The 20,979-nt window shown below is 41.4% G+C and carries 20 protein-coding genes and 5 tRNA genes; 2 read left to right on the forward strand and 23 right to left on the reverse strand.

Annotation, left to right across the window (positions count from 1 at the left end; translation table 11 throughout):
- Positions 1–228: 228 nt before the first annotated feature.
- The 5 genes from FQ087_RS16400 to FQ087_RS16420 form a co-directional block, all read right to left on the reverse strand.
- Positions 229–303, reverse strand: a tRNA-Gln gene (locus tag FQ087_RS16400).
- Positions 304–390: 87 nt separating this feature from the next.
- A tRNA-Tyr gene (locus tag FQ087_RS16405) sits at positions 391–474 on the reverse strand.
- Between the two features lie 86 nt (positions 475–560).
- Positions 561–632, reverse strand: a tRNA-Glu gene (locus FQ087_RS16410).
- Positions 633–727: 95 nt separating this feature from the next.
- Positions 728–803 (reverse strand) — tRNA-Thr (locus tag FQ087_RS16415).
- Positions 804–806: 3 nt separating this feature from the next.
- Positions 807–881, reverse strand: a tRNA-Asn gene (locus FQ087_RS16420).
- Between the two features lie 194 nt (positions 882–1,075).
- Between FQ087_RS16420 and FQ087_RS16425 the strand changes: the two genes are divergently transcribed.
- Positions 1,076–1,738, forward strand: coding sequence for a polysaccharide deacetylase family protein (locus tag FQ087_RS16425; protein WP_149581675.1), 663 nt, complete (start codon positions 1,076–1,078; stop codon positions 1,736–1,738).
- A gap of 783 nt (positions 1,739–2,521) precedes the next feature.
- Here FQ087_RS16425 and FQ087_RS16430 read toward each other — a convergent pair.
- Positions 2,522–3,202 (reverse strand): KinB-signaling pathway activation protein, encoded by a 681-nt coding sequence (locus FQ087_RS16430; protein ID WP_149581676.1) that lies wholly within the window; start codon positions 3,200–3,202, stop codon positions 2,522–2,524.
- Positions 3,203–3,346: 144 nt separating this feature from the next.
- On the opposite strand from FQ087_RS16430, the gene gerD reads away from it, so the two are divergent.
- On the forward strand, positions 3,347–3,946 hold the full coding sequence (gene gerD, locus FQ087_RS16435) for a spore germination lipoprotein GerD (RefSeq protein ID WP_149581677.1): 600 nt from the start codon (positions 3,347–3,349) through the stop codon (positions 3,944–3,946).
- Between the two features lie 22 nt (positions 3,947–3,968).
- On the opposite strand, the gene FQ087_RS16440 is transcribed toward gerD, so the two are convergent.
- From FQ087_RS16440 to rpsK, 17 genes are all read right to left on the reverse strand, one after another.
- Positions 3,969–5,030 carry an Mrp/NBP35 family ATP-binding protein gene (locus tag FQ087_RS16440; protein WP_149581678.1) on the reverse strand — a complete coding sequence of 354 codons (1,062 nt, stop codon included), beginning with the start codon at positions 5,028–5,030 and terminating at the stop codon, positions 3,969–3,971.
- A gap of 77 nt (positions 5,031–5,107) precedes the next feature.
- The gene (locus FQ087_RS16445; RefSeq protein WP_149581679.1) at positions 5,108–5,824 is read right to left on the reverse strand and encodes an N-acetylmuramoyl-L-alanine amidase; all 717 of its coding nucleotides are present in this window, start codon (positions 5,822–5,824) and stop codon (positions 5,108–5,110) included.
- Positions 5,825–6,032: 208 nt separating this feature from the next.
- Entirely contained in the window at positions 6,033–6,329 is a 297-nt protein-coding gene (locus FQ087_RS16450) for a rhodanese-like domain-containing protein (protein ID WP_149581680.1), read from the reverse strand.
- Positions 6,330–6,736: 407 nt separating this feature from the next.
- On the reverse strand, positions 6,737–7,792 hold the full coding sequence (locus tag FQ087_RS16455) for a lactonase family protein (RefSeq protein ID WP_188006786.1): 1,056 nt from the start codon (positions 7,790–7,792) through the stop codon (positions 6,737–6,739).
- Between the two features lie 31 nt (positions 7,793–7,823).
- Positions 7,824–9,731: a beta-N-acetylhexosaminidase gene (locus FQ087_RS16460; RefSeq protein WP_149581682.1), complete on the reverse strand. Its 1,908-nt coding sequence runs from the start codon at positions 9,729–9,731 to the stop codon at positions 7,824–7,826.
- Positions 9,732–9,770: 39 nt separating this feature from the next.
- Complete coding sequence (locus FQ087_RS16465; RefSeq protein WP_255452429.1) at positions 9,771–10,388, reverse strand: carbohydrate ABC transporter permease; 618 nt, start codon at positions 10,386–10,388, stop codon at positions 9,771–9,773.
- Between the two features lie 283 nt (positions 10,389–10,671).
- Positions 10,672–11,544 (reverse strand): carbohydrate ABC transporter permease, encoded by an 873-nt coding sequence (locus tag FQ087_RS16470; protein ID WP_255452404.1) that lies wholly within the window; start codon positions 11,542–11,544, stop codon positions 10,672–10,674.
- Positions 11,545–11,626: 82 nt separating this feature from the next.
- Positions 11,627–12,925, reverse strand: a complete 1,299-nt coding sequence (locus FQ087_RS16475; RefSeq protein ID WP_149581684.1) for an ABC transporter substrate-binding protein — start codon at positions 12,923–12,925, stop codon at positions 11,627–11,629.
- A gap of 1,270 nt (positions 12,926–14,195) precedes the next feature.
- Complete coding sequence (gene rpsI / locus FQ087_RS16480; RefSeq protein ID WP_149581685.1) at positions 14,196–14,588, reverse strand: 30S ribosomal protein S9; 393 nt, start codon at positions 14,586–14,588, stop codon at positions 14,196–14,198.
- Between the two features lie 19 nt (positions 14,589–14,607).
- Entirely contained in the window at positions 14,608–15,045 is a 438-nt protein-coding gene (gene rplM / locus FQ087_RS16485) for a 50S ribosomal protein L13 (RefSeq protein WP_067204834.1), read from the reverse strand.
- 169 nt (positions 15,046–15,214) lie between these two features.
- On the reverse strand, positions 15,215–15,961 hold the full coding sequence (gene truA, locus FQ087_RS16490; protein WP_149581686.1) for a tRNA pseudouridine(38-40) synthase TruA: 747 nt from the start codon (positions 15,959–15,961) through the stop codon (positions 15,215–15,217).
- A gap of 13 nt (positions 15,962–15,974) precedes the next feature.
- Positions 15,975–16,772, reverse strand: coding sequence for an energy-coupling factor transporter transmembrane component T family protein (locus FQ087_RS16495; RefSeq protein WP_149581687.1), 798 nt, complete (start codon positions 16,770–16,772; stop codon positions 15,975–15,977).
- A complete protein-coding gene (locus FQ087_RS16500; protein WP_149581688.1) occupies positions 16,772–17,641 on the reverse strand; it encodes an energy-coupling factor ABC transporter ATP-binding protein in 870 nt (289 codons plus the stop codon). The genes FQ087_RS16495 and FQ087_RS16500 overlap by 1 nt, the downstream gene beginning before the upstream one ends.
- The gene (locus FQ087_RS16505; protein ID WP_149581689.1) at positions 17,617–18,462 is read right to left on the reverse strand and encodes an energy-coupling factor ABC transporter ATP-binding protein; all 846 of its coding nucleotides are present in this window, start codon (positions 18,460–18,462) and stop codon (positions 17,617–17,619) included. Before FQ087_RS16505 ends, FQ087_RS16500 begins: the two co-directional genes overlap by 25 nt.
- A 625-nt stretch (positions 18,463–19,087) precedes the next feature.
- Entirely contained in the window at positions 19,088–19,468 is a 381-nt protein-coding gene (gene rplQ, locus FQ087_RS16510; protein ID WP_149581690.1) for a 50S ribosomal protein L17, read from the reverse strand.
- A gap of 32 nt (positions 19,469–19,500) precedes the next feature.
- The gene (locus FQ087_RS16515; RefSeq protein ID WP_149581691.1) at positions 19,501–20,445 is read right to left on the reverse strand and encodes a DNA-directed RNA polymerase subunit alpha; all 945 of its coding nucleotides are present in this window, start codon (positions 20,443–20,445) and stop codon (positions 19,501–19,503) included.
- Between the two features lie 133 nt (positions 20,446–20,578).
- A complete protein-coding gene (gene rpsK / locus FQ087_RS16520; RefSeq protein WP_149581692.1) occupies positions 20,579–20,968 on the reverse strand; it encodes a 30S ribosomal protein S11 in 390 nt (129 codons plus the stop codon).
- Positions 20,969–20,979: the final 11 nt, after the last annotated feature.

Here is a 20,979-nt window from a genome sequence, read left to right on the forward strand (position 1 = left end):
AACCCCATTTAGTCTACAATATATTCATTCTTTCGGGCTATATATGTTGAAATAAAGAATTCCATTGAATTCGAGACTGCGCTAGGGGTAACTCAGTTCATATCGACATATCATTTGATCAATATATAGAATTAAATCTGGCTAAAAATAGAAAAAAACCCTTCTCGCTTATGCGAAAGGGGTTAATAAAACTATTTGTAAATCACATGGTTTGGTAAAGCAAGAAAATGGCTGGGGTAGCTGGATTCGAACCAACGAGTGACGGAGTCAAAGTCCGTTGCCTTACCGCTTGGCTATACCCCATTAATAATTAAGGTTAACTCTTTTCAATGCTTTGCATATTTAACCTTTAAGGTTTACTCTTTTTAATGCTTTGCATTGAAAAAGTATTGGTGGTGGGGGGCAGATTCGAACTGCCGAACCCGAAGGAGCGGATTTACAGTCCGCCGCGTTTAGCCACTTCGCTACCCCACCATTTTTAAATATGTAAAACAAAATCTAAAACCTTAAATTACTTTAAGGTAAACTATTTCCTACACTTCGTGTTGAAAAAGTTTTAATGACCCCTACGGGATTCGAACCCGTGATACCGCCGTGAAAGGGCGGTGTCTTAACCGCTTGACCAAGGGGCCGCATTAAATATTCGTTCAGTCACGTACCAATTATCATGCTTGATTATCCCGACTTTAATGGGATTTCAGTTGCATCAACAAGAATTGAGTCGCTCTGGAGCTTCCAACCGGATTCGAACCGGTGACCTCTTCCTTACCATGGAAGCACTCTACCTACTGAGCTATGGAAGCATATGGCTCCGCAGGTAGGACTCGAACCTACGACCGATCGGTTAACAGCCGATTGCTCTACCACTGAGCTACTGCGGAATAATAAATAATTAAAAAGTTTGTTCATGTCGTTCACGACAAATTCTATTATAACAAAGTTATAATCTTTTTCAAGACCTTTTTAAAAATTTGTTTTGTGCCCGACAGCAACTTGTATACAATATCATATCTTTCGCATATTTGTCAACACACTTTCATAAACTAAAATAGATTATGCAAAAAGGGGACAACATATGCGAAACAAGTACATGATCATCACCATCATTTGCTGCGCGCTCTTCCTAAATCTTCTCGTTTTACCTAAACAACTTTCACTTGTATCTGTGTTTCGCGTAACGGAGAAGCCTGCCGTTATTGTACGCGGTTCTAACGGTTCTGCACTTACCGTGAATATTTCGTTCGGTGATGTAGAAGTGGAACAATGGATCCGTGAACTCAGTAAACCTTTTCCACTACTACTCGTTGACATGAAATGGGCTGAACGTTTCCCAGAAACAGTACAACTCATCAAAGAAAAAAATATCCCCGTCGGACTTCTTGGTGATAAAGGAATTACCTATGAACAAAACACGCCATTATTCATCGAGCAACTTGAACAGTTTGAAAAAACTTTCGAAATAAAACCTCTTTGGTTCCGTACCGTTGACGAAGTTTTTCCAATCACTTTGCATAGCATGCTCTGGGAAGCCGAAATCAATGCACTCGGTTCATCTGTTGTTTGGCATGGCGGTGAACTTCCAACTATCACTAAAGGGGAAATCATTTCTGTCCCCCATCATCGTGAAAACCGTGTTAATTTAGCTGGATTGAATAGGTTATATAAAGATCGGACATTTATTTCAGTGGAAGATATGTTGTTTGGAACAACGGTGAAGGTGAAAAAAATACCCGAATAACTACTGACGTTACGTATTCTCCCTATCATTAAGAAAACTCACGTTTGTTAATTAACCATTTATCTGCATGAAATTTTGGTGAGAAAGGCTTAATAACCTTCATTTTCACTGGACCATTTTCGGATCGCTTTCGGCTAACTATTCATGACAGATTTAAAGAGGAATTGCAATTCATTCCTCCCCAGAGGGGTCCTAGTTTGGCTAGAAGTGACTCCGTCACTTCTAGCCAAACTTTTTTCAGTAATCCTGTAGTGAATAGTTGCCTGTCGTGTTCCTACAATGTACAAGTGAAAAATACAGTTGATTTGGAAGAAAAGAATAGATGACATTCTATGGAGAGTATAAGTGCCCGAAGATACAATTTCGGGCACTCTTGTACTTTGTGCAATGTGTTACTTGCTAACTTTTAGCAAAGATTATGCATGTAAGCTTGTGATGCCTTATAGAAAGTGACACTTCTTTAAAATTAATAAGAAAAAATAATAGAGAAAGCATCAGCCGCCAAAATTGCATTTGGAGCGCGACGGATGATGGACAACCATACGATTACCTAGGGATGCGACATAGTCGCATCCCTACACATCCAGACATCTCGGTAATCGTACTAGAAGTCATTCATTCTAAAATGATCCAAAGCACACCTATACAAGTAGCGGCCAGGTGGTGTTCAAGTTATTTACTGGCTACTTTTGGTTAATCAACAGACCTGAAGAAAACTTATACTTTCTTATCTTTTTAAAAAAACAGCACAGTCCGCCATTCATTTGGCAGCTGTACTGTTTTTCATTTTACTTTAGCAGATTTCGTAGCTTTCCCACGTGCTTCTCTGCGTTCTTCCAATCTCACCTTATCTTCATCCGACTGCTTGTTGAACTTCGGTAGTACTAAGATTTGATAAGCATTCACAGCAAGAAGTGGGAATAACAGGATCGTTACCCATGAATCAATATTTCCTGAACGCACCATTAACGCTGGTAACCATTCAAGTGTTGTAATAACAATCATGAAAAACAGTGCTGAAATGAGCGTGTGTTTCTTCGTCAATTTCGCTTTAAAATAGGCGGTTACAGCGGAAACACCCACAAGTGTTGCCAGTAATCCAAGGTACAAAACTGTACGTCCCGTCTCACCTGACGTCAATTGGAATCTGAAGAAAACAAGGTCAAACAGGACAATTGTAATGATTAGAAGCTGAACCCAGTTCCATAACGTAAGTGTCTTGAAAATATTTACGCCGAATTGATGGACCGTTAAATAAGCAAAGAAACCCATTTGCGCAACGACACTCATCGTGAATCCAAGGAAAATCATCCAGAGAAACGCACCTATGAATTGACCGTATTCGCTATTCGATAAATATTGAGAGAAGAATTCCCAACGAACAATTAGTCCTACAACTGCCGTCACGAAACCTCCGATTAGTAATGCTGTAAAAAAGAATTTGACCCAATTTCGTATTGTCACGATAGTGATCCTCCGTTTTTCTTTTTCCTTCCAATAGTGTAACAACGTTTTGACGAAAAATCTATTTCATTAATCAATTCATGCATATTCCTCGTCGTATTGTGAACAATAAATGAAAATGCATTTGAAGGGAATTTGATTTCAATGAAAAAAAGAATTGGTCTATTCCTATTTTCGGTCCTTTTATTGACTGGATGTAGCACGCAACAGGCTACTCCGTCCTATGATGAAATGAAAAAAATGGTGACGGATGCTCTTCAGACGGAGGAGGGAAAAAAAGCGGTGCGGCAAATGTTTTCCGATCCAGAGTTCAAGGAACTAATTATTTTGGAACAACCCGAAGTAAAGAAATCCATTGAAGACGCCCTTCTTTCTAAAAAAGGAGAAGAATTCTGGAAGAAAACGTTTGAAGATCCAAAGTTCACTGAAACCGTTGCCAAAAGTATGAAGAAACAGCAACAGGATATCATGCAACAACTGATGGATGATTCATCATTCCAAAAACAGTTGGAAGAATTTTTTGCCCAGCCTGATATGTTAAAACAGTTAGAAACTGTAACACAATCAGCGAATATGAAAAAACATCTTGAAAAGGTTGTTGAAGAAACCATTAACAGCCCTTTGATGCAAACGAAATGGCAAGAACTTATTCTGAAAGCAGGTGAATCGGAATCAGAGGATAGTGGTGGTGGTGGTGGAGAAGAAGAAAAACCAGAGAAAAGTAAAAGTGGAGAAGGCAAATAGCCTTCTCCACTTTTCGAGTAAATTATTGTTTCGTAGTTTTTTTAATAACATTCTCCGCAATGTCCATGTAAATTTTCCCGATAGGGTGATCTTCTGCATAGACGGAAGGAGCAAAATCTTCTTCATCCCAATCCGGTTGACCTAGCGGAATTTGTCCAAGCAACTCTGTGCGGAGTTGCTCAGCTAATTTTACGCCGCCCCCCTGGCCGAATACGAATTCGCGTTCACCTGTCGTTTTAGATGCGAACCAAGACATATTTTCAATAACACCAAGCAATTCATGATCTGTCTGAAGTGCCATTGCTCCTGCACGCGCAGCAACGAATGCAGCTGTTGGATGCGGAGTCGTTACAACAATTTCTTTAGACGTCGGAATCATCTGATGAATATCTAGCGCAACGTCCCCTGTACCAGGTGGCAAGTCGAGGAATAAGTAGTCAAGATTTCCCCACTCAACGTCACGGAAGAATTGGTCAAGTGCTTTCCCAAGCATCGGGCCGCGCCATACAACAGGTGCGTTATCCTCAACGAAGAAGCCCATAGAAATTACTTTTACACCGAGACGTTCTACCGGGATAATCCGGTCACCGCGAACAACTGGCAAGTCAGTTACACCCATCATATCTGGTACACTAAAGCCATAAATATCCGCGTCAATTAAACCGACCTTTTTACCGAGTCGTGCAAGCGCTACAGCGAGGTTGACCGATACAGTCGATTTACCAACGCCGCCTTTACCTGACGCAATTGAAATAAATTCAACGTCATTCAGCGGTGACAACAAATCTTGCGCTTCTGATTCCGTCACTTTCCCACGGAACTGTTCCAGCACTTCTGCCGATAATTCTTCGAAACGGATACCGACAGAATCAGCACCTGCTCCTTTCAATGTATCGACTACTTGCGTTTGAAGACCCATCTGTTCAGCGGTGTTAATTTTAGCGATAGCAATCTTCACGCTGACATGGTTCTTCTCAGGCTTGATTGTTACGCCTGTAATCCCACTCGTCTCCACAAGCGTTTTATGTAAAAACGGATCTTTCAGCTGTCCTAACAACTCACGTACTGCTTCTTCATTCATCATGTAGACACCCCTTGGAGGTTTATTCATTCGCCTCCAAGTATACCATAATGAGCTACCGTTAAATCCCATTAAGGCTCTTACTTTTCTTCTGCAGTATGAAATTCTACAATTCCTTCCATGATTGCATCAGCCACTTTACCTTGATAAGTAGAATCAGTCAGTAGGGCTCTTTCTTCATTGTTTGACAGAAAACCTGTTTCAACGAGAACCGCTGGAGTCGGTACTTTCTTCAACAAGTAAACACCCTTAATCGCCATTGCTACTCGTTCCGTATTTTTCAAATTAGTTCGGAATGATTCTTGAATGGCTTTTGCCAGAAATTCACCGTTAGGATCTCCCCCTGGATGATAAAACACTTGCGAACCCCGCCATCTTTCCTCAGGTATCGCATTAACGTGAACACTGATGAACATGTCAGGCTTTTCATTGATTGCGATGCTCTCCCTCAATTTCAAATCAGCCATTTTGCGTTCGCGGGTCGTTCGGAACTGCTCAGTCGGCGCATGTTCAGCTATCGCGTCGCCATCTTTCGTCCGCGTCATGATAACTGTCGCCCCTTTCTTTTCGAGACGCTCCCTCAATTCATGGGAAATACTCAGTGTTATATCACGTTCTACGACATCATCGGATGAAGCACCTCCATCCATCCCTCCATGTCCTGGATCGATCAGAATCTTCACACCACCAAGCTCTGCGGGCATGAAAAAATTCCGATCTGACGAAGCATTGACACCATACATGACAATCCCAAGAGAACACACAAATAATAAACAGACCACAAGCCACCGTTTCACATGGACACCGCCTTTTTCCTTCACTATACGCAGAATCGGTAAAAGATATGTCCTAGTTTGAGCAGTAATGAAAGACAAAAAATTCTTATTGAACTAAACAACATGTCGTCGATCGTTCACAACACTATATCAAAACTACACAACGCAAAATCCTATCTTAACAACAAAACCAAAAGAGGAACCCCGAAAGGTCCCTCTTCAACAGTAGTTATTCAGTATCGCCTTTCCATTGGAGCATGCCGCCTACCATGTTTGTTACATCATAACCTTCATCCGCAAGGAACTCTTGTGCACGCCCACTACGGCCACTTGAGCGACAGACGAGAATGTATGACTTGGAGCTATCAAGTTCGCTCATACGCACCGGTACGTCACCTAGAGGGATGTGAATTGCGCCAGGAATCATTCCTGTTGCCACTTCATCCGCCTCGCGCACGTCTACAAGATTCAGTTGTTCTCCTTGTTCCAACAATTGCTGTAGTTCAGTTGTCGTAATTTCTTTCATGTCAAAACCTCCTCACTTTTTCTTCGTCTATACTTTACCATAAAAAAACCCTCTTCCACGAATGGAAAAGCGCTTTGATTTGAAGAAAATACCATTTTGAGAACTGTGGTGCGCGACGAATGGATGGATAAAGAGAATAATTTATCTATAAAGTGATCCCCACCATAAATGCCAATCCAATCGCGTTAAAGATATATCCAATTGCCATGAAAATCGCTTTTTGGAAAGATGAAAATATATGCAAAGCAAAGTGAACACTATCAGAAAGACAGTAATTCGTGAATGCGAGCAAAATGCCGGTTGCAATACTATAAAATTAGAAGAATGGTGATCCAACACCTACATTGGCCAACGTAGAGATAATACTCTAAATGACCCAGAACACAGAACAATGCTCTGCCTTTTCATTATAGATTCAGACTTTCCCTATCAATAATGGTCACGCATACAGGGCGATTAACTAAATAAGATTTCCCAGTATCACTCAATAGTCCATCCTCGTGAATTCTCATTATATTAATCTGATTCGTATGCTCATTTGCAACCAATAAAAACTTGCCGTCTGGCACAATTACAAAGCTTCGAGGCCACTCTCCTCCAGAAGGGATATTGTCTAATACTCGGAGCGTCCCGTCCGTTGAAACAATGAACGATGCAATTGAGTGATGTCCTCGGTTTGATGCATAGAGAAACAAACCCGATGGGGCAACATGAATGTCCGCACAATAATTTTCCCCTGTATATTCATTAGGGATGGTTTTTACTTTCTGAATCTGCTTCAGACTTCCTCCATCCTGCTTGAATGAGTAGGTCAAAATAGAGGAATCCAGTTCATTTATCACATAAATTATTGGTAACGATGGATGAAAGGTTACATGACGCGGACCTGATTGATCCCCTGTCAAAGTCTCATCCACAAAAACCAACTTTGCTTGGTCTTCATCAAATTCATATACGATTAAGCGATTCGTCCCCAAATCAGCTACTACATACCTATTTGTGCCCGGAATATTTCTAACTGTATGGGGATGTGATTTAACCCCAAGCGAAGCGGCAGTCTCTGAATAGTCATGGATATCTGTTACACACTCAATAGTCCCCGCTTCGGTTAGTGGCTGAACAATCACATTTCCTTCTCCATAATTTGCAGTGAACAAAAATCCACTATCTTTTACCTCGCTGTAACAAGGACCGTGCCCATGGGCAGACTGCCGGTTTAATTCAATTAGACTCGCATTTGAGAAGTCTATTTCATAACTGACAATTTGCCCTTTTTCCACTTCACTTACTGCATACAGTCTGTTAAGAGAAGGGTGCAGGGTGACAAATGACGGATTCTCAATACCTGAGATCGAGGCCGTTTTGTGTAACTCTCCATTGTCTGAGTCAAAGCTCAACCAGTGAATTAGATCCTCTTCTTCGCTACCATAGCAGCCTACGAAAACATCATATTGTTTTATCAAGTCATGACCCCTTTTCCCATTCCCATGAGTATTAATAAATTGGAAGAACGTGAAAAAATACATTTGGAGATGCCATTCGATAATAATAGCTACACCAGCCTAGTCCTGTTGATTTCTCAACTCCTGGGGTAAAGTATAGCCGTTCCTGTTCAAGTTCTTCAATATGATCAATTCTCTTCTCTACATAGTCATTTATTCTTTCGATTGCCGTATCAAGCCGGTTTTGTAAACCGCCATAGCGAATATCAATGACCTCCCAGCCAAATGGCTTATTGATTTTAAACCACTGTGTACGATGGGCATCCCGAAGTGCTTTGACTCTTTTTGCAATTTCCGGCAGTTCATTAGCGGCAATTCGTTTTAGCAAATCAGTGTTTTTATCATCATAAGCCTGCTTTAGTTTCACTCCGACTCCTGCTTTAAGTGCCAGCACGGATGCCAACTTTTCAGGTACATCGAAAATGAAATCAAGGTCAGCCGCTGCATTTCTTCCTTCATTGATTGTCTTCTCCAATTCTTCGTAATATGGCTTCATATCCAGACCTTCAACATGCTTGTCAAAAAGCCCTAGCAAAACGTCTTGCCATAGAAGAAATTTCGAAGGATTTGTCTGTTCTTTATTGTCAGGCTCTACCCCTGGAGGCGTATCCAATTGATTTAACAGCATATAAGCCTGCTCTTCGATACCTGTGCAAAACTTTACTCGCTTCGCTAATTTTTCGCGATCAACTTCTTTGGAATAGGCATGCTCGGCATAAAGTTGCAAACCTAATAATGAGGAGTAAAAGTTGTTTTCATATCCATCATCACCCCAAAGTGTGACGTATACATCTTGAACTCCCTCTTCCTTACAAGCAGAAAGTGCTGCTTCAGTCGCTTGCAAAGACAGCCCATAATTCGTAGCAAAAGTGTTCCAGACCCACATACCGCCAGCAAATGCAGGCGTCCGCCCAAATGCTTTATGCTTCTTTAATATGCTTGTATAATGATCTTTGTCTGTAGCATTATATTGCCAATACATCAACTGGACATCTTTCGGGGTCATTTCAATAATATAGTCCGGGATTTCCGTATCTTTGCTATAGTGATCTCCCGAAGAATTGGCAAGTTTCAGGAACATATCACTCCACATCATTGCCTCGAGCCCGTTCTTTTCAACGATATCCAGTACTTTTCGCAAATGAGTTGCCATCATTTCAAATCTTGGCTTATAGCCATTCTTATTTAAATAGATGCCCCTCCCCACTTCTTCCGCTTCATCCATGCCGATGTGGATTTTCTTACTCCGGAAAGGTTTAGACACAGAACTTATCATATTTTCAATAAATGAATAGGTTTCTTCACTTTCCAGCAGCAAAGCACCTCTTGTATCCTTGTAGCGGGATGCTGCACTCCACTTCAGAAACTCCTCCAAATGAGCCAGGGTCTGAATACATGGAATCAGCTCAATACCATAAAAGTCGGCATAATCATCTAGCGTTTCCAACTCATCATGGCTATATCTACCTCTCATATAGCCGAAGTAGGGTTCATTATTTATCTCGAATGTATCCTCCATATATAGCATAGCGGAGTTAAATCCCATCAATGCTAGTCTGCGAATCGTATCTTTAAAAGTAGGAATTTTGATTACTGCATTTCTGGAAAGATCAAACATCGGACCAATCGTAGAGAATTGTGGACTCTCAGTCAGATCAAACTCATCCTTCTTTTCCTGCAACTGCTCGATGTATAAACCAAATGCCCTAAAAAAGTGGATTTTTTGATTGTAAATGATTTTCCCCTGGCCGTCTTTGAAAGAAATACAGAGATCGCTTCCATCCCGTTGTTCTATCGTTAACGGAATGCCACTATCAGAAATAGCGAAGTCCAAGATCCCTTTCAGTTCCTCTATCCCGTCCATCAATTCTGCAGTATTTCCAACCAATTGAATATTCAACGCATACCAACTCCTTTTGACATTATAGTAGCCGGATTATCATTTTACTGAACCTGACGTTGCTCCCTTTTCAAACGTTTTTTGAGCAAACAAGTAGAAAATGACTATCGGAACGACCGTCATAGTAATCGCCGCAGTCATTAATCCGTAATCCGTTCCATACTGTGAGCTTACTTGCGACAGCAACACCACGATAGGACGGACACTTTCATGCTCGACAAAAATGAGGGACGAGAAAAGGTCATTGTACGACCATAGGAAAACAAAAGTTGCCACCGTTCCAAAAACAGGAAGAGATACCGGGAGGAATATTTTGAAAAACATTGTCCAACGGTTACACCCGTCAATGACAGATGCCTCTTCCAGTTCACGAGGAATTGTTGCCATATAGCCACTGATTACCAGGATGGCAAAAGGCAAATTCCCGGCTGTCTGCGGGATAATCAACCCTAAATAAGTATTAACTAGCCCCAAATCAATCATCATTCGATATACCGGAACAATCGTTGCAAAGGAAGGAATTAGCAAAGAGGCAATCAAAGCCATTTGCAGGAAACCCCTTAGTCTGAAACTCATTCTGGCCATAACAAAAGAAGCTAGTCCCCCAAAGAAAAGAACTAATAGAACTACCGAGCCCGAAATAATTAAACTATTCACATAACTCTTACCGATATTAATTGTACTAAATGCATTTATGTAGTTTTGCAGGGTTGGGTCCGCCGGAAAACTAAACGTGTTGGTAATAATATCTCGAGATGGTTTAAACGAGTTTATCAATACCCATACGAGGGGGAATATTGTAGATACAGCCCAAATGGATAGAATAATATAAACAAATACTTTCCCGAATTTCGACTTGATTAAATACTTGCTTTGGAAACTTTCCCAAAAAGTAAGTTTGTTTTTGTCAGTATTCAAAAGTGATCACCGCTTTTTTGAATTAGTATGTGACGTCTTCAGATTTCAAGAGTTTGTTTGTAACAATTGCCAATGTAAGACCGATTACTACCATTAAGACGGCAAGTGTCGCTCCGTAGCCTACATTTGCATCCACAAACGCCTTTTGATACATATATGTCCCAAGTACCTCTGAAGATCTGGCAGGGCCGCCCCTTGTAATGATGTATACAAGCTCAAATATTTTTAATGCACCCGTGATGGCTAATATTAAACATACTTTAATATCGCTAACAATAAGTGGTATCGTAATTTTGGTTAACTTTTGGAATCCTGTTACTCCCTCAAGCTGTGCAGCCTCATAAAAGTCCTGTGGGATTTTTCCAATTGCGGTCAGGAAGATAACAAAGTAAAACCCGACATAGCTCCAAATCGTAGGAATGGCAACCATATAGAGGGATGACTGTTCTGTCAGCCATAATACACGCTCAAAGCCAAGACTAATTAGGATTTCATTCAAAAGCCCGTTTCTATAGTTGTAGATTAAAGTAAACAACAAACCGATGGCTGCTCCCGAGATAACAACTGGAAAAAAGAAAGTTGTTCTAAAAAAACCAGCTCCGACTTTAATGGAATCTACCATAACTGCCAAAATCAACGCTATACCTACCTGGAAGATAGCTACATACAGCATCAGTTGCAGTGAGTTCAATGTTGCTTTTTTTGCTATTTCATCAGCAAAAAGTCTTTTGTAATTATCCCATCCAACAAAGGTCGAATTAAAAAAGCCATCCGTTTTGTAAAAACTTTGAATAAAGTTTTCGAAAAAAGGGACATACATAAAAACTGAAGTAATCAGCACGGCTGGGGCTAGAAATAAGATGATAAACAACTTATCGCCTTTCATATTTTTCATAAGATACTCCTTTACCTACTTCATTATTAAGAAGTTTGCTTTGCCACATATGCATGTAGCAAAGCAAACCGACAATTTCTGCTTATTCCATTGCTGCTGCTTCATCCAATACTTGTTTACCTGTTTTAGCTCCACTCACAATCTCAGGGACACTAGTTCTCATGTGTGTGAAAGCTTCTGGAGTAATACGGTCATTGATTGGTGCGTCAATAGCCGGAGCATCCTTAAGTAATTTATGCCCAACCGCAATGTTCGGTTCCAAATCTGTCAACTCGCCTTTTGCAGGGATTTGTCCAGTTGCTCCCGCTAGACGTACGATGCTTTCTTCTGAAGTCAAGAAGTTGAATAGTTTTACAGTAGCATCTCGCTTATTATCATCGTTAAATGCTTTCGTACTGATAAACCAACCTTGTGATGCTCCACCGACTAATTCTCCAGTTTCGCCACCGTTTTTATTCGGCATAGGTAAAACTGTTACATTTTTATCAATGCCAGCTTCCTTTATAGCTCCCCATGCCCATGAACCTTCAAGCAACATAGCCGCTTGTTCTTGATTGAATAGGCTTGCAGCCATTGCAAGGTCAATCGTTGCCGCATCTTTAGGGAATGCGCCCATTTTTGCGTGTTTGCCAATTAAATCTAAACCTTCAGCCCATACTGCGTTTTTATCAGATAGAGCTGAACTGTAAGGCTCCATACCGCCTGCAGCTAAAATATAGTGTTCAACTACATAGTAGGAATCTTCCGTAGAGACTGCAACAGGAATAATGTCTGTTTTTGCAAACTCCTCAATTGCTTTTTCGTACAATTCCCAAGTTGTTGGCAATTCAATGCCATGCTCTTTAAATAAGCTTTCATTCACAAATAAAGCTTCATAAAATCCAGTTTGTGGTGCAGCATAGATTTTTCCGTCTGCATTTCTTTGTTGCTCCAACATTGAATTGTAGCCTGAAAGATCAATACCTTCAGCGTTTTCCAGATCGATGACTTTTCCTTCTTTGATAATGCCTTCCGCATCTACTGTATTAAAGTAGAACATGAGCTCTGGTTCATTATCAGAAGAAAAGTCTGTATTGACTTTTGTTCGAATAGTGCCGGCATCAGCTGTTTGAGATTCATTCGTAATTTTTACCCCTTCATTTGCTGCTTCAAATTCCTTTACCAATTCTTCAAGTACTGCACCTGTGGGATCAGTACCAGCCATCGTTGTAACAATCTTGAGATCCACGTTACCTTTGTCGCTTTCGTCAGCGCTTTTGTTAGCGCTTTCTTTCGGGGCTTCGCTGGACGATTTATCCCCCGCACCGCATGCTGACATGACAACAAGTAAAATTGACATGAATAGAGCTACCGAACCCAATCTTCTGAATTTCTTCTTCATTAATTGCTCCCCCTTTATCTTCATTGATTACATTATGAGGTTGTCTAGTTGTCTAGTTGTCTATACATATAATATATCATCCACGTAAAACAATCAATAACTATTTTAAATATTTACCTAATTCTAAATACTAGTATGATCATTTACAGATTGTACACAAATTGATCTCGCTGTTTCTATGAAAAAAATCGGATACAGAGGAGCTTCACTGTATTACGGGTGCACGGTTTCAGGTATACTCATGCTCCCTTTTATTCGAAGCAAGGACTCTGACGAAGGCTACACAAATCCAATTAGATTATAGAAATTTCCAAATAACTACGAATGTCTACCCGCATGTCTCTAATAAGATAAAAGGAAATACAGTGAAATTGTTCAATGATTATCTAGCAGTTTAAGCAAGGGCTATTCAATTCAAATTTCCACATTAAAAATACCCCTCCCGATTTTCTCGGAAACAAGGAGTAAACATTGATGGTATAGCACTTCTGTTTATTACCCATTTTCTAGCATCAAACACTGGTAAGAAAGTCGTAAAAGTCTACTTTTGCAACTGGACCATTTCCGGCTCGCTTTCGGCGAAATAATTACGACAGCTTTGAAAATAAGAATAGATAGGTTAACTAAAGAATCCTACTAACAACACTTGACGCTTGGGGATGCCTCCCGCTATAAGCCAGAGAGAAAAACACTGTCAGTCTTATCGCTTCGGCTGCCCCAGTAGATGCCTTCGCTGGAGATTATATGAAAAGCATAAGTTCAACATATATAGATCACTTTTTAAAGAAGTTATAAGTGCCTGAAGATACAATTTCGGACACGCTAGCACTTTTTACAACGTGTTCCTTGCTTACTTTCAAAAAAGTACATGCTTCTCTTCATGTGATGCCCTATAGCAAGTGGCACTTCCTTCAAAAAAAAAAAAAAATAATAACCATAGAGAAGGAGTGAGCCGCCAAAATTGTATCTTTGGCGGCCCTATCCAGATAGAAGGCTAACTATTCTTTTGTCCCAGTAAGCTCTAGCACTTCGTGTACCTGTGAATTTGGAGAGCAACGGATAAACGACCACCAAACAATTCCTTACACATCAAGACATCTCTGTAATGGTTTTGAAGTCGTTCAAACCAGAGCGATCCAAACATACTGTACACGAAGCTCCTAGTGTTTAATTTAGTTATTTAATGGATACATTTTAGTTAATCAACAGACGTGATAGTACAACAAAAAAACCCTCTTCCACGAATGGAAAAGGGTTTTGATTTGAAAGATTAACGTTTTGAGAACTGTGGTGCACGACGTGCGCCTTTAAGACCTGGTTTTTTACGTTCTTTCATTCTTGCATCACGAGTAAGAAGTCCTGCTGATTTAAGCGCTGGACGGAAGTCAGGGTCTACTTGAAGTAGAGCACGTGCAACTCCGTGACGGATTGCTCCTGCTTGTCCAGTGTATCCACCACCATCAACGTTTACAAGGATATTGTAGCTTCCAAGAGTTTCCGTAATTACAAGTGGTTGTTTGATGATTTCGCGAAGTGTCGCGAATGGTACGTAGTCTTCTACGTCGCGCTTGTTGATGATAATTGTGCCATCTCCAGGAACTAGACGTACACGAGCTACTGAGCTTTTACGACGGCCTGTGCCGAGATATTGTACTTGTGCCAAGTTGTTTCCTCCTCTTTAATTAACCGCGAAGTACGAATACTTCTGGTTGTTGTGCTGCGTGCGGGTGATCCGGTCCAGCGTATACGTTAAGTTTTCTGTATGTTTGACGGCCTAAAGGACCTTTTGGAAGCATTCCTTTAATTGCAAGTTCAAGCATTTTTGTCGGGAAGTTTGTACGCATTTCAAGAGCCGTACGTTGTTTCATGCTGCCCGTGTAACCTGAGTGACGGTAGTAAATTTTGTCTTTCAATTTGTTACCTGTAAGATGAATCTTTTCTGCATTGATGATGATGACATGGTCACCTGTATCAACGTGTGGTGTGAACGTAGGTTTATGTTTGCCGCGCAAAAGTGATGCAACTTCAGAAGCAAGACGACCAAGCGTCTGTCCTTCAGCGTCGACAACGAGCCATTTACGCTCTACTTCGTGACCTTTAGCCATGAATGTTGTACGCATAATTTTATCCTCCTAAATGAATATCTATTAGTTCCCGTTTTCTCTATCCCTAAACACAAATTTACCTTCCGGGGCTTAATTGTGGGGGTATTGAAATACCATTACTCATCTTATACCGAATTCCACATTAAGTCAAGTGATTCATCGAAATACACTAGGAAAAGTTGCCTTAGTCTTTGTAGCTCACTTCTTCTAGATACAAACCGTGTGCTGGCGCGGTTTTAACGTTCGCTTTACGGCTACAAGATTCAAGTATTTGCTTGACGTCTTCTGGCGTTTTCCAGCCGTTCCCAACGACAAGAAGCATACCTGCAATGCTTCTAACCATATTATATAAAAAGCCGTTTCCTTCAATTGTCATGATGAGATGATCGCCTTTTTTTTCGAGTGTCAGCATTCTCACCGTTCGGACTTTATTGGAAGTAGCGGTTTTTGCAGAACAGAAACTTGTGAAATCATGTGTCCCAATTAAATAGGCAGCCGCTTCCTTCATCACCTGGATATCAGGGTTAGATCTGCCAAGATGAACGGAAAAATCACGCTCAAACGGGCTATGCACTTCGCTATAGGACCACTTATAAACATACGTCTTGCCAGTGGCAGAATAACGGGCATGGAAATCTTCGTTAACATATTCCACTTCAACCAGCCGAATATCCGTAGGTAAAAGGACGTTCAATGCCAGCTTCCATCGATCTATCGGTAAGTTCAACGGTGTATCAAAATGAATTACTTGGCCATTTGCGTGAACACCGGAATCTGTCCTGCCACTTGCGACCGAAAAAATTTCCTTATCTTTATGCATCTTTACTAACGCTTTATCAATTTCCATTTGCACCGTTCGCATACCCGGCTGTATCTGGTACCCCGAAAAACGAGTACCATCATACGAAACAATCGCTTTCACACGTTGCATGTGTATTTACCTCCTATGCCCTAAGCAGGAAGAGGACTGCAACCAAAGCAGCGAGCAACGCCATTATCGTTGTATCGCGCCAATGCCACTTCAGCTGCCTGTATCTCGTCCTCCCCTCACCTCCGCGATAGCCACGGACCTCCATGGCGACTGCAAGGTCTTCGGCGCGTTTAAATGCACTCACAAAGAGAGGTACTAGCAAAGGAATTACTGCACGAATTCGCTGCTTAATAGAGCCTGTACTAATATCCGACCCTCTCGCCAATTGCGCCTTCAAAATCTTATCTGTCTCATCCATCAATGTGGGAATGAAGCGCAGGGAAATTGACATCATCAGCGCAAGCTCATGAACAGGCAATTTAAATCGCTTGAATGGCCCAAGCAAGTCCTCCATACCATCCGTTATTGAAATCGGCGATGTCGTCAACGTCAATATAGACGTTAGCAATACCAATACAAGAAAACGAATGGAAATGAAAATCCCTTGCCTCAACCCTTCCTCGTATATCTTAATAAACTTCCAATCGACAAGAAGTGCGCCCTCTTTCGTGAAAAAGATATGCATGAGCAGGGTGAAAATAATCAAGAAAAGAATTGGTTTCAATCCGTTAAATAAGAAATACAACCGAATTCTTGAACTTAAAATAACAAGTAATGTAAATCCTAACAACACAGCATACGTCACTGTATTATTTGCAAGAAAGACTCCAATGATGAAAAGAAAAACGAATGACAACTTAGAACGAGGGTCGAGCTTATGGACAAATGAATTGCCCGGAATATAGCGTCCGAAAATCATCTTTTCTAACATTAACGGCCACCTTCTTCCGTCGCAGCAAATGCAATCGCCTTCGCAAGCTGAGCTTCCGTCAATGCCAGTCCTTTAAGTGGGCGGCCAATTAACTTCTCCATATCACGCTGGAACTTCACGGAGCGCGGTAGACCTAATCTAAAGGATTTCAGCTTCTCTTCATCACCGAACACTTCCTGTGGTGTTCCTGACATGACTGAACTTCCGTTATGCATAACGATAATATTATCCGCATATCGTGCAGCATCCTCCATGCTATGTGTCACAAGAATTGTCGTTAGTTTTTCTTCTACATGAAGACGATTGAAGAGCTCCATAATTTCAAGCCGTCCTCGCGGATCAAGTCCCGCTGTAGGCTCGTCCAAAACGAGCACAGACGGTTTAAACGCCAGAACACCTGCAATCGCAACCCGTCGCATCTGCCCTCCCGAAAGATCGAAAGGGGACTGCTGGGCAACCTCTGGAGGCAGTCCTAGCAATTCTATCAGTTGATGTGCCCGTTTCCTTGCCTCTTCTTCAGGAACACCAAAATTCATTGGGCCGAACATAATATCTTTTTCCACAGTCTCTTCAAAAAGTTGATGTTCTGGGAATTGGAAAACAATCCCCACATTCCTCCGGACATCTTTTAAAGCCTTTGCCTTCGTACCGGCAGTAATCGTCGTATCTCCGATTTCTACACTACCTTCTGAAGGCTTTAACAAACCATTCAGATGCATAAGAAGTGTCGATTTTCCTGATCCGGTATGTCCAATAATCGCGGAATAAGAGCCAGAACGTATCGTAGCATCCACACCCTGCAATGCCCTTTTCTCAAAAGGTGTATCCTTTCCATACAAATACCCTACTTGCTGAAGTGAGATGTCCATAATTCATTCACCAACTCTTCTTCCGTCATATGCTCACCGACAAGTTCCATACCATTTTCCCGTAACAAACCGGATACTCTTAAAGCAAATGGTAAGTCCAAACCAATTTCCTCAAGTTCATTTCCACGGGCAAATATCTGTTCAGGCGTTCCAATCGTCAACACCTTACCTTTGTTCATGACAATGATACGATCTGCCAGTAGCGCCTCTTCCAAATCATGTGTAATGGAAATGACAGTAAGGCCCGTCTTGCGCTTTAATTCTTCAACTAAGTGAATTACTTCATTTCTTCCTTGTGGATCTAGCATCGACGTCGCCTCATCCATAATAAGAAGCTTTGGATGTAAAGCGAGCGCCCCAGCTATTGCAACTCTTTGCTTTTGTCCGCCTGAGAGATGGTGAGGCTCATGGTCAAGGAAATCACTCATATTTACTTGTGCAAGTGCATCATGAACCCGGGTCACCATCTCTTCGAAAGGCACTCCATTGTTCTCTAGCGCAAATGCAACATCATCCTGAACTGTCGAACCAACAAACTGGTTATCTGGATTTTGAAATACAAAACCCATTTGAGAACGAATTTCCCATATATTCTCCTCAGTGAGTTTTTCAATAAATACGTTGACATCGCCTTCTTCAGGGAACAAAAGACCAATCATCAATTTTGCAAGTGTCGATTTACCGGAACCATTATGGCCAACAATAGCAATCCACTCATCGTCTTGTACCGTAAACGACACACCATCGACTGCTTTCTTTGCTGACTCGTCCTCAGTTTGATAGGAATAAGACACATTATCCATCGACAAAACTTCCTTCATTGCCTACCACCTCCGGCTACATTCGCATTATGTATAATACGAAGGATCCCCTGCAACTTGACAAGGAATCCTTCATAGAAAAAATGGCAAGACGCCGCCACAAATGAACGCAACGTAAAAAACGCCACTTCCTGTGGGGACCGGCAAGCGTTGTTCTTTGCCCGTGAAGGATACAGTTCAATCCTTCCTAGCCGGACCCACTTATGACCCGAGCGTCTGGCTCCTAGATATCATATACACTCGAAAATTAACATTGAATTATACATTGAAAAGTCTGGACATTATTTTTGGATAAAAAAAAGCGCGCACCTCATCCGAAGAAATGCGCTCATATCTATGACTGGTACCAGGTGCTCAATCCGATACCGCGGATGAGGTGCGTAGAGCTAGACCGGACGGGATTAACCGATGATCATAACACTCAGCTTTTAAAGTTGTCGTATAAATTTTTTAAAAAAAGGGTGCGGCTCTGGGTACGCCAGACACACCCCCTTGAAGATTTAATCATTTTGCCTCGGCGAAATTGCACCCTAAATTTGAATCGAGCAAGCTTGATTCAAATACTATGGCATCCACCGGAGGCTTTAATTTTAAATAACCGGCGTTTGAACACCGGCGTATAAAATTAAACGAGTTCGATTACAACGACAGGTGCTCCGTCGCCGCGACGAGGTCCCATTTTCATGATACGTGTGTATCCACCTTGACGCTCAGCGTAGCGTGGAGCAACATTATCAAAAAGTTTTTGAATAGCGAAGATTTGTGTCTCTGTGCCTTCATCGTCCGTCATTGTAACGAGTTCGCGACGGATGAATTGTGCAACTTGACGACGTGCGTGCAAGTCTCCACGTTTACCAAGCGTAATCATTTTCTCAACAACTGAACGCAATTCTTTCGCACGAGCTTCTGTCGTTTGAATACGTTCGTGTACGATTAGATCCGTTGCTAGGTCGCGAAGCATTGCTTTACGTTGTGAACTTGTACGTCCAAGTTTTCTGTATCCCATAGAAGTTTCCCTCCTTCAATCTATAAATTCGCTCAATCTTCGTTGCGTAACACTAGGTTAAGCTCGTCCAATTTCGCTTTCACTTCTTCAAGTGATTTACGGCCAAGATTTCGTACTTTCATCATTTCATCCTCAGACTTGCTAGCAAGCTCAAGAACTGTATTGATGCCTGCACGTTTTAGGCAATTGTAAGATCTAACTGAAAGATCAAGTTCCTCAATAGTCATCTCGAGCACTTTCTCTTTCTGATCTTCCTCTTTTTCTACCATGATTTCTGCAGTTTGTGCTTCATCTGTCATACCGACAAATATATTTAGATGTTCAGTTAGGATTTTCGCCCCAAGTGAAACAGCTTCTTTAGGACCGATGCTACCATCTGTCCAAACATCAAGTGTCAACTTATCGAAATTCGCCATTTGGCCAACTCGAGTGTTCTCCACTTGGAAGTTAACGCGTGAAACTGGAGTATAAATAGAGTCGATTGGAATAACGCCAATTGCGAGATCCTCACGTTTGTTTTGATCAGAAGGTGCGTAACCGCGTCCACGTACAGCATACATACGCATGCGCAAGTGTCCGTTTTTACCAAGAGTCGCGATAGGAAGTTCAGGATTCAACACTTCTACATCACTATCATGTGTAATGTCTGCAGCTGTGATGACACCTTCGCCTTTCACATCTATCTCAATCACTTTCTCTTCATCTGAATAGATTTTAAGAGCCAGTTTTTTGACGTTCAAAATAATTGATGCGACATCTTCGACGACACCTTCAATTGTTGAGAACTCATGAAGCACACCATCAATCTGAATAGATGTAACAGCAGCTCCTGGCAGTGAAGATAGAAGGATTCGACGTAGGGAGTTTCCTAACGTATTTCCGTATCCGCGTTCAAGTGGTTCGATAATAAACTTACCGAACTTGATGTCTTCGGCGATCATAACTGTTTCAATCTTCGGTTTCTCAATTTCGATCATTCATTTACCCTCCTTCAAAACATCAATGTATTGGCCGTTCCATATTGAAATCGATTTTCATAGACGGCAAATTGCAATCGCACAATCATTTTTGACAAAAATTGTGTTTCTCAATCAAATGGAGAAGAAGCCATTATACACGACGGCGTTTTGGCGGGCGGCATCCGTTATGTGGAACCGGGGTAACGTCTCTGATTGCAGTAACTTCAAGTCCTGCAGCCTGTAGTGAACGAATTGCTGCTTCACGTCCAGCACCTGGACCTTTAACAGTAACTTCCAATGTTTTAAGACCGTGCTCCATAGATGATTTAGCAGCTGCTTCAGCAGCCATCTGTGCAGCAAACGGAGTTGACTTACGAGAACCTTTAAAGCCTAATGCACCTGCACTTGACCAAGATATTGCGTTCCCTTGCATGTCAGTGATTGTAACAATTGTATTATTGAACGTCGACCGAATATGTGCAATACCGGATTCAATATTCTTTTTCACACGACGTTTACGAGTTTGTTGTTTACGTGCCATGTTAAGAAGAT

Origin of the sequence: Sporosarcina sp. ANT_H38, assembly GCF_008369195.1 — a bacterium.
In the GTDB taxonomy this organism is placed as follows: domain Bacteria; phylum Bacillota; class Bacilli; order Bacillales_A; family Planococcaceae; genus Sporosarcina.

Bases quoted from the DNA above. Each gene is read 5' to 3' on its own strand.
- FQ087_RS16425 (WP_149581675.1), top strand. From the start codon at position 1,076: ATGCGAAACAAGTACATGATCATCACCATCATTTGCTGCGCGCTCTTC.
- gerD (WP_149581677.1), top strand. From the start codon at position 3,347: ATGAAAAAAAGAATTGGTCTATTCCTATTTTCGGTCCTTTTATTGACT.
- FQ087_RS16440 (WP_149581678.1), bottom strand. From the start codon at position 5,030: ATGATGAATGAAGAAGCAGTACGTGAGTTGTTAGGACAGCTGAAAGAT.
- FQ087_RS16450 (WP_149581680.1), bottom strand. From the start codon at position 6,329: ATGAAAGAAATTACGACAACTGAACTACAGCAATTGTTGGAACAAGGA.
- FQ087_RS16470 (WP_255452404.1), bottom strand. From the start codon at position 11,544: ATGAAAAATATGAAAGGCGATAAGTTGTTTATCATCTTATTTCTAGCC.
- FQ087_RS16475 (WP_149581684.1), bottom strand. From the start codon at position 12,925: ATGAAGAAGAAATTCAGAAGATTGGGTTCGGTAGCTCTATTCATGTCA.
- rplM (WP_067204834.1), bottom strand. From the start codon at position 15,045: ATGCGTACAACATTCATGGCTAAAGGTCACGAAGTAGAGCGTAAATGG.
- truA (WP_149581686.1), bottom strand. From the start codon at position 15,961: ATGCAACGTGTGAAAGCGATTGTTTCGTATGATGGTACTCGTTTTTCG.
- FQ087_RS16495 (WP_149581687.1), bottom strand. From the start codon at position 16,772: ATGTTAGAAAAGATGATTTTCGGACGCTATATTCCGGGCAATTCATTT.
- FQ087_RS16500 (WP_149581688.1), bottom strand. From the start codon at position 17,641: ATGGACATCTCACTTCAGCAAGTAGGGTATTTGTATGGAAAGGATACA.
- FQ087_RS16505 (WP_149581689.1), bottom strand. From the start codon at position 18,462: ATGAAGGAAGTTTTGTCGATGGATAATGTGTCTTATTCCTATCAAACT.
- rplQ (WP_149581690.1), bottom strand. From the start codon at position 19,468: ATGGGATACAGAAAACTTGGACGTACAAGTTCACAACGTAAAGCAATG.
- FQ087_RS16515 (WP_149581691.1), bottom strand. From the start codon at position 20,445: ATGATCGAAATTGAGAAACCGAAGATTGAAACAGTTATGATCGCCGAA.
- rpsK (WP_149581692.1), bottom strand. From the start codon at position 20,968: ATGGCACGTAAACAACAAACTCGTAAACGTCGTGTGAAAAAGAATATT.